This window comes from Mycoplasmopsis gallinacea, assembly GCF_012220205.1.
In the GTDB taxonomy this organism is placed as follows: Bacteria; Bacillota_I; Bacilli_A; order Mycoplasmatales; family Metamycoplasmataceae; genus Mycoplasmopsis; species Mycoplasmopsis gallinacea_A.
On sequence record NZ_CP047225.1, the window covers coordinates 118,258 to 133,643 of the forward strand.

The window sequence follows — 15,386 nt, forward strand, 5'->3', positions numbered from 1 at the left end:
TTTTTCGCTTTCTGACTTTTGAAAAATCTTTAATTTTTATAATTTTTAATAAAAACGCAATATCTCTTAAATAAACACTGCTTTACCGTTGTTTTTGAAATAAATTGCTTTTTTCATTAATTATTTTTTTCTTTATAAAAAACCACAAAAACCAAGGAAACAAAAACACAAGAAAAAGGCATGGCTACATGCCTTTTTCTTGTGTTTTTGAACTCACACGCGTTGCAATGAAACTTACATTCGAGCAATACATCAGTCTAATTGCCAATAAACCTTTTAAACTTCTAAAAGCAAAAAAAGAGTTAAAATTATTTTTTAACTCTTTTTTTCATTAATTTAACAATAAAGAAAGTTGCTATACCAAAAGTTATAATTCCAGTTGAAACACCTAAAATACTTCATAAAATAACATGTATTTTATCGATTTTAGAATTTTCAGATTCTATTGAAACATCTTTTAATTCTTTTTCATTATTAGAATCGTTCTTTTCTATAGTTGAACTTTCATTAGTATTTGGGTTTGAATTAGCTTGCTCTCCTGTTTCGACTGGATTATTTGGTTGTGATTCATATGTTGAAGAATCATTAATTTGATCCTCTTCGGTTTCAGGGTTTGAATTACTTTGATCGCGTGTTGGATTTTCATTTGCAGCATCTTTATTTTCACTTGCGGAATCTTCTGTTGTAGGTTTGTTATTATCTTGAGATGCTCAATCTATTACTGTTTCAGAGCTTGAATTAGTTTCATGTTCTGATGAATTTTCATCAATAATATATTTATTTTTAGTAGTATCTTCAGCTATTGACGAACTATTGTCCCCAACATTAGATGCATCAGATTCTTTTGAAATCGGATTATTTTCTTCTGAACTTGAATCTGTCTCAGATTCATTAGTTTTTGGAGAACTTTTTTCTTCTTCTCTTGAAACCTCACTATCTGATGGCTCTTCAATATTAGTTACTGTATCTGTTTCTAACTCACCTTCAGAGCTTTCTGATTCACTTTGACTGTCATCACTTCTAGGTGGATCATTTTCTGCATCTGATTCACTAGGATTATTATTCATATTAGTTTCAGAACTTTCTTCTAATTCTTTATTTTCTTCATCAACTGCTGAGCCTTTATTTAATTCATTAATTGGCATTTCAAGAGTGTGAGCTTTAATTCCAAATACAACAAAACTTTTTTTACTATTTACTCATTGATTATTATGTTTATAAAAACTCAAAATTTCTCTAGCTTCATCACTTGCCATCAAATCAACGTTTTGTTCACCTTTATTAGTGACATCGACTATGATTGAAAAATATTGCCCTTTGTTTAAAATAATTTCTTCATTTAAATCAATTGTATAAAATCCTTTATCACCAGAATTTGGAATTTGCGCTTCTTGAGTTAATTTTAATTCACCATCTTCAGGATTAGACATTGAAGAATTTTTAACATAAATTTTGATTTGAGCAGTAATGTTTGAGCCTCTGAGTGCAAAATTAATTGACTTTAATTTTTCTACAATTTCGTCATTTGCTTTTTTAACCGGAAAAATATTTGCCATTGTTCTTTCATTAGTATCAATAGTTGCAAATAAAGAAAATGAATTTTTTGTATCATAATAGTAAGTATTTTGATATGTATTATTATTTTCTACTTCAACTGCCATTACTTCATGAATTAAATCTAATGAATCGTATGAAAGCATAAAGTAGCCTTGAGCATGCATTTTAGTTCCTCAACTATTTTTAATAATAAAACCACCTCTTTGTTTCGGTTTTTCAGGTCCAAAATTAGATTCATAATAATCATCATCTCAACCTACAATAACTGAAGCATGATTTTTGATGCTTCTTTCTTCAGGTGATTTAGTGACAATAATTGAATTTGGTTCGTTGTATCAAATGGTTTTAGGACCGAAATTCATTTCGTTAAAAGAATAAGCAACTCCCACAGAACCATATTTGGCAATCGCTAATTTAATATCATCAACAGTATGATTAACTTTTACAGCCTTTTTAATTTTAGCAATTGTAGGATTATCAAAATTAGGAAACTCAGTTTGATTAGTTTGAGCAATTAGGGATGTATTTCTCATTAAACCATTAAATGCGTGAGATAAATAATTTCCTTCGCCTAAAATTCCTTTTCATTCTTGAGCATCGGGATTTAAATTTAACTTATCTGCATTGTGATTTCAACTATTACTTATGTAATCAATTGCATGTTCATCAATATCTAAAGAATTTTTAGTGTAATTACCTATATTATTTTTTAACATATTAGTTTCTAAAATTGAAGCAATTGTATACGCTCAACAAAGACCTTCACGACCTTGATTTTTAACACTAGTAATTAAATTGTATTTTCTTGCATCAAAAAATTCCATTTTTGCAATTTCTTCTGCACTTTGAGTTTTAAAAAGTTCTAATTTTGGTGCATTAGAACCAACTAATGTGGTTGCACTTATGGCGCTAAAAGGTATTAATAAACTTGGACTAACTAATAAACTAGTTAATATTTTTTTATTTTTCAATCTCATATATATTTATTTTAAATAAATATTTGCCTTCTTATTAATAAAATCAATAAAAACTAGAAAATGACACACTTAAAAATTTAACTATTGGTTATCTATCAAATTTAATGTAAATTAAAATAAAAAATATATTCCACTTTTTTCAAATATTGAGATTACAAAAAACAAATACACCTCGTTTATAGGTATATTTGTTTTTACAACTAATTATTATTTTGTATTAATGTTTCAAATTCAGCTTTTGCTGTATTTAAATTGTTTTTAGTTGATTCTAAAGTGCTTAAGCTTACATAATTATTAGCATAATTGTTTTGTGCAACAGATAAAATTTCTTTCAGTTTAGTTAATTTTTCATTAGCTTCTCTATTGTTTGTAGTATCTGGATTTGAATCGATTATTTGTTGAACTTCAGCAATGATTTGATTTAAATTGGTTTTCTCAGCTTGAATTCTTTGTTTATTATTATTTAATTCTTTTAATTTTTCTTGATAAACATGATCTAAATTTACTAATACTTCTTCAAGCTCTGATAAATTTTGTGAATTATATTTTTCTTTAGCTTCTTCATTAGCATTATTTAAATCGGCTAAAGAATTTACAACAATTAAATCTTTATCTTCAATTTCTTCAGGAATTGAATATTGGTTGACTAAATCAGTTACTGCTAAAATTTTTTCCTTTAAATTCACTAATGAATTATATTGCTTTTGATAAGTTGAAAAATGGGTTTCAATTTTAGTAATTAATTCTTTTAAATCTAGATCACTAATATTTTTAGTATTATCTAAAATCTTTTTTTCATTATTTAATCAATTTAAAAAACTTAGATTTAAAGCTTTAATGCGGCTATCGCTTAAATCTTTATTTGCTGTTGATTTAGTCTTAATTTTTTCAATAAATTGATTTGCTTTGACCAAGTTTTCATCTTGTTTTGTATTATCAATTTTATTTTTATTATTAGTAAGTAAATAGGTTAAAGTTGCGATTGTACTGATTCCCGCAATAGCAGTAATTGCCCCTAAAGAAATTCATATTTTTTTATTTTTAGCCATTTTTACTCCTTATTTAAGATACTAAATTAATTAAATTTTATATGATTATTTTTAAAAAACTATAATACAAATTCTAGCAATACCGGGAACTCAGGATATTTTAGGAGTATTTTTTATATCTTGGTAAAATTTAAAATGTAAAAATATGGGGTTATTTTATGAATAAAAACAAAGTTATTGAAAAAATTATTAATGAATCACTTGAAAAAATAATGTCTGATCGTTTCGGAAAATATTCTAAATACGTTATTCAACAAAGAGCGCTTCCAGATGTTAGAGATGGTCTTAAACCAGTTCAAAGAAGAATTTTATACTCAATGTTTGGACTTGGTTTAGATTTTGATAAACCATACAAAAAGTCAGCTCGTGTAGTTGGTGATGTTATTGGTAAATATCACCCACATGGTGATTTATCAGTTTATGAAGCTATGGTTAATATGGCTCAATGATGAAAAAGTAATGTGCCACTTTTAGATATGCATGGAAACATCGGATCAATTGATGATGATCCTGCAGCTGCTATGCGTTATACCGAAGTTAGAATGTCAAAAATTACAAAGTACATTCTTAATGATATTAAGAAAAACACAGTAACTTTTGCTCCTAACTTTGACGATTCTGAAATTGAACCGACTGTTTTACCTTCGATTTTTCCTAACATTTTAATTAATGGAACTAAAGGGATTGCTATTGGAATGGCTACTGAAATGCCGCCACATAACCTAGCTGAAATTATTGATGCAAGTATTTTTAGAATCAAAAATCCTAAATCTAATTTAGAACAAATTCTTTCAATTGTTAAAGGTCCTGATTTTCCAACTGGTGGTGTTATAAAAGGTATTAAAGGAATCGTTGAAGCCTTTGATAAAGGAAGAAACGAAAAAGAAAAAATTCGTTTATTTGCTAAATATAGAATTTTTGAAGATAAAAATAACAAATACATCGAAGTTACTGAAATTCCTTTTGGTGTAATTAAATCTAAATTAGTTTATGAAATTGATATGTTAATTAACAAAAAAGATATTGATGGAATTGAAGAAATTAAGGATCAATCTGACCGTAATGGAATTAACATTTTAATTACTCTTTCAAAAGATGCTAATGAGCAAAGTATTTTAAGCTACTTGATGCAAAAAACTCAGCTCCAAGTTACTTATTCATATAACAATGTTGTTATTGATCAAAATTCACCTAAAAACTATGGAATTTTAGGGCTATTAGACTCATATTTAGTTCATGTAAAAGAAATTAAAACTAAAACTTTAATTTATGATTTAGAGAAAAATAAACTTCGTTTAGAAATTGTGGATGGGTTCATTAAAGTTAGCGAAATCACTGACGAGGTTATTGAAGTAATTAGAAATGCTGAAGGTTCAAAAGCTGGTGTTATTGAAGCTCTTATTCAAAACTTTGCCTTCACTAAAAACCAAGCCACAGCTATTGCTGAATTAAGACTTTACCGTCTTAGCAAAACAGATAAGCAAGCTTATTTAAATGAAAGAGAAGAACTTTTAAGTACTATTTCTAGAATCGAGCTTCTTTTAGACAATGAAAAAGAATTTAACAAATTCATCATTGCTCAGCTAAAAGAAATTAAGGATCAATTTGCAACTGATAGAAAAACAGTTATTGAAGAAGATGAATTTGACTTTAGCTATGAACAAACTGACTTAGTTAAAGAAGAACAGGTGCAAATTGGAATTTCTCGTTTTGGCTACTTAAAGAGAATTTCACAAAAAGTTGCCGAATCTAATACAATCCAAACTTATGCTCTTAAAGAAGAAGATTATCTTATTAGATACAACACTTTTAATACATTAAATAATTTATTAATTTTCACCAACCTTGGAAATTACGCAATTGTTCCAATTTTTAAAATTAGCGAATCAAAATGAAAAGATTTAGGGGTTCATTTATCTGAATTTGTTAATCTGCGTCCAGATGAAGAAATTGTTGCTCTCTATGAAGTAGATTCATGAGATAAAAATCTTTTTGTGGTGCTTGGAAGCCAAAAAGGAATGTTCAAAAAAGTTGCTTTAAAAGAATTTGAAGTTTCTAGAATTAACAAAAAATACACAGCTATGCCACTTGCTGATAATGATAAACTTGTTAATGCAACAATTAGCAATAATACCAAAGATATTGTAATTATTACTAATAATGGGTATGTAACTCGTTATTCAGAAAATGACATTGCACAATATAGTCCTAAAGCTAAAGGAAATAAAGGTTTATATCTTTCATTAAATGATCAAGTTGCTAACTTCGAAACTTTAAACCCAGATCAAAGCCTTGCAATGTTAAATAGTGATAGAATCTTTAAATCAATTCCACTCACTAAAATTCCATATATCCCTAAAAACATTAAGGGAAAACAAATTTTTAAAGACTTTAAGATCAATGAAAAATCACTTCTTTGAGATTTAACTCTTTATAATGATGTTTTAGATATTTTAGCTAAAGATGATGAACAAAAAAGTTATTTAGATAATTTAGATAACATTTATCAAAAACAAGACGGACACATCAAAGCTCACATTGATAACCTAATTATGGTTAAATTCAATAAAAATGCTAAACTTAATTTTGATCCAAGTCAAAAAACCAAGGTTGTTCAAAACATCAAAGAAGAAAAACGATCATATTCAATTTTAGAAAAAGAGCTTTTTGATCGCGAAAATAGCTTAGATGAACTTTTAAGTAGATTGGACAAAAATTTAGGTAAAAAATAATCAAATTCGCTTGCTAATGCAAGCGTTTTTTCTTGCTTGCTTTTTCCTTTGTAGCAAAAGCTTTCTAAGATTCAAAAAACTAATGCGCCTTATTTATAGACTTATTAGTTGACTGGAGTGCAATCTTTATCACAAAAAATAAAGACACAAGAAAAAGCGTGCCTTGTGTCAAGGCTTTTCTTGTTTCTTTGTAACCTCAATGCAACTGATAGTTGAGTAAATTGTTCTAAATATACAAAAAACGAAATATGGTTATGTCCATATTTCATATCATTGTTTAAAATTCAGGGTTTTTAATTTAAAGGCAACTCAATTTGCTTATTGAAGGTGTAAATTTTGTCAGGCTCTTTGACTCTTGAACGAGCTTGTAATTCAAAAACAACTTTTCATGCATTGCCATTCTCATTTAGTTCAGAAATGACAATTTTATTAATTTGAATATCATCAAAGAAAAAACGTTCTTTTTCCACGTCGCTTATTTTACGAACTTCAAAATCAGAAATTTCAAGTTTGCTTCTTGATTTATTTACTGATTGCTCTTTAATTGTAATTAAAAGAGATTTAGTTGCAATATAATCTGTAATTAACTTTTTGATATATTCTTCGTAAAGATTTGTTCCAATGCTTATTGGAGCAGATTGATTTTCAAGAAAAATTTCAAGAACATCTCCAGGAGAATTAAAACCGTTATCGATGCCGCTAATTGCACTAGTCCTAAATGTTAATAACACTCATTTTTCGAATCTTAAAGGATTTTCATCTAAAACGTGATCAGTTGTTAATTCTTCAGAAGCAATTTGAGTTTCTAAAGCTCTAACAATTTGACCTTCTTTGATTAACCAAACATCGTTTTTACCGTTTTCAGGATTAACAAAATTTATTTCTTTTCCTACATTTTTAGGATCAAGGTGTTCATTAATATATGAAGCACTGTAATTGTGTCCAGGGTGCCCTTTATAATAAATATTATAATCCTGAGCATATTTAGAAGATATGTATTTAACTCTATCAATATCTGAATCATAACTTGTTCCGATCACAATTATTGAAGGTTTTTGGTTTTGCTGATAATCGGCTTTTACTATATCTCTTTCTTTTTCTCAATCTAGACCGATAATTTTTCCTCAGTGTGTAAAAAGTCTTTTATTGTTTCTATCTCTGGTACTAAAAATAAAATCTTTAATTTCTTTTGGGGAAAGATTTTCGCCTGTATCGCTTTTTTCTTGTTCGAAAAATGACTTAATATTTCTAATTTTTTTATTTGTTAAACTTTTAACTGCATCATATTCGGAAAAGTAACTAACTATATTTGGGTAAAAATTAGTTATTAAGTATTGACTAATTCTATCAATATACTTTGGAGCACCTTCTAAAGGGCCTCCTGTTTGGGGATCTAAATAAAGATCATAAACTAATGGCACATATTTTTTAGAGACTCATTGTCCTGATGCAAGTGAATCTTCAATACCTACAATTGCAACGTTGCGATATTTATTCACTAAATTTGAATATTCTATTGCATTTGTAAAGTGATCTGAATTCATAAAAAAGTTAATTTTTTTATCAGGATTTGCGGCTATTATTTTTTCAAAATATTTAACAGCTTCTAAATCAGAAATTGAACCCAAATCTTCAACAGTAGATTTATTATATGAGTTTTGAGTGTTTGACGGGTCTTGATCAGTTGGTAATTTACGAACATTTTTAAGAAAATCTTCAAAAAATTCTTTATTTAACGGTTTTTGAAAAGGTAATTTTGAAGTATAAAGAAAATGAACTTCACTTTTTGAAAGCATTGCTAATCTAACTAAATTAAAAAAAGTCATAATTCCGTAAGAAGAAAAATATAAGTTTATATCAGCTTTATCTTGAAGTTCTAAAATACTTGAACTTGATTTTAATTCATTATTTAGATCATAAGTAATTTTTTCTAAAACTGGTGATGTTTTTTCAATTTTTCTCTTGTTAGATAATATAGCTAAGGTTGTTGTAGGAATAGTGATTACAGTAGCGCTAGCAGCAGCTGTTAAAATAGCTAATTTTGTTGTTCTTTTCATAGGTAAAATTATATTATTTTCTAAAATAGTAAAAGATGTAAATTATTAAACGAATTGTCACTCTTGTTTGTTTCTTTTAATATAATTATATTGAATTCTTAAGAATTCAACACAAGCAATTCTGATATTAATTATTGAAATAAAATTTAAGTATTGAATTAATAAAATCAATTAATTTTGTATGTTAGTTTTTGGTTTTACAAATTCAATATTTGTCCTACAGCACGGGCCTTCTTTTCTTTCGAAGAAAAGAACCAAAAGAACTTCAAAATTCATAAAGAAATTGTTGATTATAAAATATGTTTTGTGATATTAGTTGTTAATGAATGCAACTTTATCTTTTCACTCTATATCTTTTTCAAGTAAGTTATAAAGTTTTAACAAAATCTGTTCACTTCTTTCAAGTATTTTGATTATCTTTTGTGCGTTTTCATTTTTAAGAATTTCGTTGGGGAAATGTCTTAATTGTGACTGTGCTAAAGTGAATTTTCTAGAATTTACAATTGCCTTTGCAATCACATGTACTTGTGGGATAGAAATATCTCACCCTTTAGCTAAAGCATAAATTTCGGTTTCATTTAATTCGGATTCTTCAACAACTTTTGCAATATATTTCTTATTATTGATTTCGAAATACAAGTTTTGGTTTACATCTAAACATAAATTAATATCTTTTCCGTTTTGTGAAAAAAACATTAATCTTTTATTATGTTCGTCGTAAGGGGCGAGCATTTTATTTTTATACATAACAACCCCATTATTTACTCTTCTTCTAATTCTTAAAGAAAAATCATAAATGTTTGAATTATGATCATTTTTGATAAATTTGGTTTCTTTATTACCTTCTGTTTTTTGAAAATGTTTGTTATATTCGTCAATAATTTCTTCGCTTCTTTTATTTAATTCATCAATAGAATCAATACCTTTATTTTTAAATAAATAAGGGTAATAATTTTGAGCACTAGCAAAAGATCTTTCCACATTTGGCTTATCTTTAGGATTAGATGACACAAATAAAGTAATTCCTCTATCGATTAAAGCCTCTTCAAACATTGTGTATGTTTTTTCTGAACCTCAAAAAGTTCTTCTGCGATCTGTTGTTATATTTGAAGGAAATCCATATTTTTTAAAGAGTTTATCAATTAGCTTTTGGTAACCCACATTTGTTTCTTGCTCTTCACATTGAAGTTCAAGTAATTTACCTGTAGCTGAATCAATTGCGTGGTAAATGAAAACTTTTTTATCCCCAAAAAATATTTCTTGACAAGCATCTAATTCAACATTTTCACCAAATTTTAAATGTATATTTTTAGCTTGATAAACGCTTTTTCTTTTCTTCTCACGCTCATCAATTTCTAAAGAACCAATTCTTGTGAAAAGTGAAGTTTTTTCACCAATTTCTTGTTTAAGCAATCTTCTAATTTTTCTAGATTCTCTTTTACCTTTTCTTGTCATTTGGATGTTAATGAAACCTTGCTTTTTAACTCTTCTAAAAGCTTGTGAATAACTAATATTAAAATTTTGTTTTACTTTTTCATAATAATAAAGTCAAAAAGGAGCGGTATTAATAGTTGCATTTTTAGGGAAAAATTCTTCAGAAAAATCATAATAATCACACATAATTTTATTTATAGTTTCATCATTATATTTGAGTGCATTTTCATTTTTTCTACCTTTGTGAGCAACGTTAAAAGTACCATTTTCTATAAATGGTTTTATTTCTTGTTTGTATCTAATTATTGTTCTGACACTGACGTGATACATCCTAGCAAGTTCTTTGTTTGTTCTTTTGTTTCAAAACCTTATAATACCTGCTATTATTTGAGCTTTTCTTTCTTCATAATAGCTCGTTTTTTTATGTGTTGTTATTTTAAAGACACCCATAGTCACTCCTTTATTAATTAAAATTTTATCTAAGATGTAGATTTTTAATTTTAAAACTCAAGGGTGTGACATTTCGTTTGCTATTTAATATAGGTAAAATTATATTATTTTCTAAAATAGTAAAAGATAAAAAAGAATTATAATATCACTATGAAACAGCTATATAAAATTTTTAATCTTAATTTATATAAAAAAAACTTTTATTTTTTTAATGTCATGCAAATAATTGACGTATTAGGAATAATTTTAATTGCATATGGTGTTTTTTATACATTATATCTCCATCATATCCAATTACAATTTGATTTAGATATGTTTGGATATTATCCATTTATTGGTTCTATAATTTGACCAGGATTATCTTTGATTTTAGCAAAGATAATAATGCTTATTATTTTACTTTTTATAAATAAATCTGATAAATTAAGAAGTCTTTTAGCTATTTTATACAGCTTAATTCTTCCTTTTTGATTTCAAACTTTAATTAAAAAACAATTAATTGTTAATTTAAAAACCAAAGAGGAACAAAAAGAGATATTTTCTAAACAACTTATTAATAATTTCTTTATTTTTATCTTTCTATTTGTTGTATTTGCTGTTTTAATTGCAACATATGCACAATTTTTCAAAATTTACTATTATTATTCATATTACAAATTTTTCTGAATAGATCTAATTTATCTTAGTTCTATATCTCTTGTGGTGCTTAATTCAATTCTTTTAAATAGCTATATTAAACTTAAAAAGATGTAGTTTGATTGTGAAACACCATACAAAAAGCATGTAATTTATTTGAGTGTAATTTCAAATACAATGAAACAAAAAACATAATAAAAAGATACATATAACTCTTCCTTTTTCTTGTTTTTTTGAGTTCTAGTTACAATTCAACTTACAATAAAAACTACTAATAGGTCTTATTTATAGACTTATTAGTAGTTTTAAATATTTTAATTTTCTTCAAGAAAAGTGTTCATATTTATTCAATCTTCTTTACTTGGGAAATAATTAATATCTACAAAGTAATGATAAACATCTTCCATATTTTTAATGTTGGTTTTATATCCTTCTTGTGGATCTGAGTAATATTTATCTCTATAAATTAAGTTAAAAGTGTTGGAAATTGGGAAATTTCTAAAACTTACAAAAGTTTTGATTTTCTCTTTATCTCAATTTAAATTCGTATTCAGTAAGCTCATTGTGGTAAGAATTGTTGTTGTGGTTGCTTGGATTCCATGTAAAGTGGTTTTTGAATCTCCATTTTGATCAAATAAAATTGACTGATTAATTTTAATATTATTTAAATCATTTGAAAGCATAAGTTCTCAAGCAACATTTGGGTCCAAAATAATAGCGATTTGATCCGTATCTTCGCCTAAAAGGAAACTGATATATTCTTTAGCAATTTTTTTATCGTAGCTTGCATGTAATTTAAAAAATCAGTTATATTTTGAAGGTGGATAAAGTTTTTTCATTTTAGCAAAATAATCTTGAATTTCTTTATAAGTACGTTTGTTTTGATCAATTCTTCACTTACCATTTTTGTCTTTTCTAAAAAGTGAAGACCCCATAAAAATTAAATTCTTTTTATTTGGATCATAATGCTCTCTTCCTTGCATTATAAAATCTAAGAAAGTTCCATTTGGCACTTTATTTACCTTTAAAAAGTCACTTACAAAATCATTACCATTTGCAAATTCAACCATATTAGTAATTTCATATGGGTTTAATGGATATTGTTCGATTTTGATCTTTGCTCAACTTTTATTAATAGAATCCATTTCCTTGTTAAATTTATCAATATAACCTCTTTCTAGATTAAATATTTTTACTTTTTCATCTAATTGCAAGAAATGATGATAATCAATTAGTGTTTTGTTTAGATTTTTGTCATTTTGGAACCGATTTCATTTTGTTATTAACTCTTTCTTGGTATAAAATTTACTTTGTTTTAACACCCACTTTTTATAGTCGGTTAGAAAGTAGACTTGTTGAGCATTTCCATCGCTTAAAAGAACTATTTTATTGGCGTGTTTAAAAATTCAATTTTTTAACTTTTCATTTTCTAACGATACGAGACTTAGTGCAGGTAAATAGAAATCAAATTTGTTTATTCCTGCATCAAGGTAAGGTTTTAGATATGTTTCAATCTCATTTACAGATTTGAAAAATGTATCATAAGAGTTATCGATGTTATTAATATATTTAGTGTTATCAATTGTTAAAATTCTTCCATCATTTATATTTCACTGATGCTTTTTAAAATCATAAACAGGCTTAAATTTAGATGTTAAATACTCTAAATCAAATCTTTGAGTCCCAGGGCGACTAAGCGCATCAGAAGTTTTTCAAACCTCTGAATTTATAAAAAATAAAACATCATTGTATGGTATATTTGCATCGCTATTTGCACTAAGCTGCCCAATTGCTAGAAGCATACTAGAAAGATAAACCTGTGCTGCATGTCTTGTGATAAAAACACTTGGATATTCATTAGAAGCTGAGTCAATTATTTCATTGATAAACGGACGGAAAAAACTATCTTTTTTGATTAATTTAACACCTGTTTTTAAACCTTTTAGCTCCATTTGTTTGTTACGAAACTCGGTACTTAATTGATCAATCTTATTTTGGTTTTCAATAAAAATAGATTTTTTTGCTTTTAGATCTATTTTGTCATCATATAACACTTTTATTAGATTTTGTAGATTAACTTGCATTTGAATTATTTTTCGGTTATTTATTTCAAGATTATTTTGTAAAATAGCTATTTTTTCCAAATTTTGATTAGATTCTTTTTCTATAATAAGCATATTATTTCAAGAATTAATAATACTAGTTAGCTTATCAGTTTCATATTCTTGATCGGCATAGCTTTTAGCAAGGATCTCGACTGTTAATTGTTCTTCGCTAGCACAAGAACTTACTACAAAAGTAGTTGATATTAAAGAAGTTGGGATTAATGATAAATTTCAAATTTTCTTTCTCATAAAATATCCTTAAAAATACGTATATAAATATTATAAATTCATTTAAAAATTCACTTTAAAAATATTGAAAACATCTCATTTTTAATTCAAAAATGTATAATTAAACCTATGGGAATTTATAAATTACATTCAAACTACGAGCCAAAAGGCGATCAACCAAAAGCTATCAAAGAAATTGTTGAAAACATTAAAGATGGAATTGATCAACAAGTACTTTTAGGGGTTACTGGTAGTGGTAAAACTTTTACAATTGCCAATGTTATTAAAGAATTTGATAAGCCTGTGCTTATTCTTTCACATAACAAAACCTTAGCTAGCCAGCTTTATAGCGAGCTTAAATCATTTTTTCCTGAAAATGCAGTTGAATATTACATTAGTTATTTTGATTACTATCGTCCTGAAGCTTATATGCCTACAACCGATACTTACATTGAAAAAGATTCAAAAACTAATGAACAAATTGAAATTTTAAGAATGAGTGCAATTAACTCACTTTTAACAAGAAAAGATACTATTGTAATTGCTAGTGTTAGTGCTATTTATGGTGCTTTAAATCCTGAAATTTATAAAGATAGTTTCTTTAGATTTTATACCAGTATGAAAATTTCAGTGAAAGATTTTACCAAAAGGTTAATTCAAATTAAATACGATCGAAATGATGTGGATCAAGCACCTGGAGAATTCACTGTTAAAGGTGATAATATTATCATTAGACCTGCAGATAGCGAAGATAAAGCAATTCGGATTAGCTTTTTTGGTGACGAAGTTGACGAAATTGCCGAAGTGGATCCAGTAACTAAAAATGTTATTAAAAAAGTTAATATTTACAATTTATCACCCGGGGATGCTTATGCAACTGATAATTCAATTTTTGACATTGTAATACCAAAAATTGAAAAAGAGCTTGAAGACAGACTTAAAGAATTCAAAAATGAAGGTAAGGTTTTAGAACTTACTCGGTTAAATCAAAGAATTAAAAATGATATCGATGATATGAAAGAATTTGGGATGTGTAAGGGAATTGAAAATTACTCAATGTACCTTGATCAAAGAACCTTTGCCGAAAGACCTTATACCATTATGGATTATTTCCCTAAAGATTCATTAATGTTTATTGATGAATCACATATGTTCGTGCCACAATTAAACGCAATGTACAAAGGTGATCGTTCACGTAAAGAATCACTTGTAGAATATGGATTTAGATTACCTAGTGCACTTGAAAATAGACCTTTACAATTTAATGAATGAGAAACTGAATTTGACTTCAAAAAAATCTTTATTTCAGCTACTCCTGGGGATTATGAACTAGATCAAACAAATGGACTTGTAACTCGTTTATATGTGCGCCCAACAGGTTTACTTGATCCAGAAATCATTATAAAACCTACTAAAAACCAAATTGAAGACATTTATGACACCATTATTGCTCAGCGGCAAACAGGTGAAAAAACTATTATTTTAACAACTACCAAAAGAATGGCTGAAGAATTATCTACTTACTTAATTGAAAGAGATATTAAAGCTGCTTATATTCACTCAGAGCATAACACTTTTGTTAGAAATGAAATTCTAAGAAAGCTTAGATCAGGGATTTATGAAGTTGTTATTGGAATTAACTTACTTAGAGAGGGAATTGACCTACCTGAAGTATCTAAAGTTATTGTTCTAGATGCCGATAAAGAAAGTTTTATGCGTAATGCACGTAGTTTAATTCAGATTACAGGGCGTGCAGCTAGAAACGCAAATGGTCAAGCAATTTTTTATGCTGATAGTATTTCAAAAAGTATGAAAATTTGCATTGATGATAATAAAGAAAAACGTGAATTACAAATTGCATACAATAAAAAACACGGAATTGTGCCTAAAACCATTATTAAACCTATTGCAGAGCCAATTCATGGTCATGACATTATGAATGCAGTTGAATTAATTCTTGATAAGCAGAAAAAATCTGGAGATTCACAAAAAATGAACAAAAAATCAAAAGATATGCTTATCCAAGAAATTAAAGATCAAATGAATGAAGCTGCTAAAGCTCTTGATTATGAAAGAGCAATTGAGCTTAGAGACATTCTTTTAGAATTGCAAAAATAGCGTAAAAAACTTAAAGTTTATAGCTTTAAGTTTTTTTGCATGT

The 15,386-nt window shown here is 27.1% G+C and carries 8 protein-coding genes; 3 read left to right on the forward strand and 5 right to left on the reverse strand.

Annotation, left to right across the window (positions count from 1 at the left end; translation table 4 throughout):
- Nucleotides 1–308: 308 nt before the first annotated feature.
- A complete protein-coding gene (locus GOQ20_RS04620) occupies nt 309–2,534 on the reverse strand; it encodes a C1 family peptidase (protein ID WP_233091225.1) in 2,226 nt (741 codons plus the stop codon).
- A gap of 200 nt (nt 2,535–2,734) precedes the next feature.
- Nucleotides 2,735–3,583: a hypothetical protein gene (locus GOQ20_RS00505; protein WP_167844974.1), complete on the reverse strand. Its 849-nt coding sequence runs from the start codon at nt 3,581–3,583 to the stop codon at nt 2,735–2,737.
- Nucleotides 3,584–3,741: 158 nt separating this feature from the next.
- Here GOQ20_RS00505 and GOQ20_RS00510 point away from each other — a divergent pair, with 158 nt between their 5' ends.
- Entirely contained in the window at nt 3,742–6,315 is a 2,574-nt protein-coding gene (locus GOQ20_RS00510) for a DNA topoisomerase IV subunit A (protein ID WP_167844975.1), read from the forward strand.
- Between the two features lie 293 nt (nt 6,316–6,608).
- On the opposite strand, the gene GOQ20_RS00515 is transcribed toward GOQ20_RS00510, so the two are convergent.
- Complete coding sequence (locus GOQ20_RS00515) at nt 6,609–8,372, reverse strand: hypothetical protein (RefSeq protein ID WP_167844976.1); 1,764 nt, start codon at nt 8,370–8,372, stop codon at nt 6,609–6,611.
- A gap of 312 nt (nt 8,373–8,684) precedes the next feature.
- Nucleotides 8,685–10,328: a hypothetical protein gene (locus GOQ20_RS00520; RefSeq protein ID WP_167844923.1), complete on the reverse strand. Its 1,644-nt coding sequence runs from the start codon at nt 10,326–10,328 to the stop codon at nt 8,685–8,687.
- 144 nt (nt 10,329–10,472) lie between these two features.
- Between GOQ20_RS00520 and GOQ20_RS00525 the strand changes: the two genes are divergently transcribed.
- The gene (locus GOQ20_RS00525) at nt 10,473–11,009 is read left to right on the forward strand and encodes a hypothetical protein (RefSeq protein ID WP_167844977.1); all 537 of its coding nucleotides are present in this window, start codon (nt 10,473–10,475) and stop codon (nt 11,007–11,009) included.
- Nucleotides 11,010–11,206: 197 nt separating this feature from the next.
- Here the strand turns inward: GOQ20_RS00525 and GOQ20_RS00530 are convergent, their stop codons facing one another.
- Nucleotides 11,207–13,246 carry a hypothetical protein gene (locus GOQ20_RS00530; RefSeq protein WP_167844978.1) on the reverse strand — a complete coding sequence of 680 codons (2,040 nt, stop codon included), beginning with the start codon at nt 13,244–13,246 and terminating at the stop codon, nt 11,207–11,209.
- 108 nt (nt 13,247–13,354) lie between these two features.
- Between GOQ20_RS00530 and uvrB the strand changes: the two genes are divergently transcribed.
- Complete coding sequence (gene uvrB, locus GOQ20_RS00535) at nt 13,355–15,343, forward strand: excinuclease ABC subunit UvrB (protein WP_167844979.1); 1,989 nt, start codon at nt 13,355–13,357, stop codon at nt 15,341–15,343.
- Nucleotides 15,344–15,386: the final 43 nt, after the last annotated feature.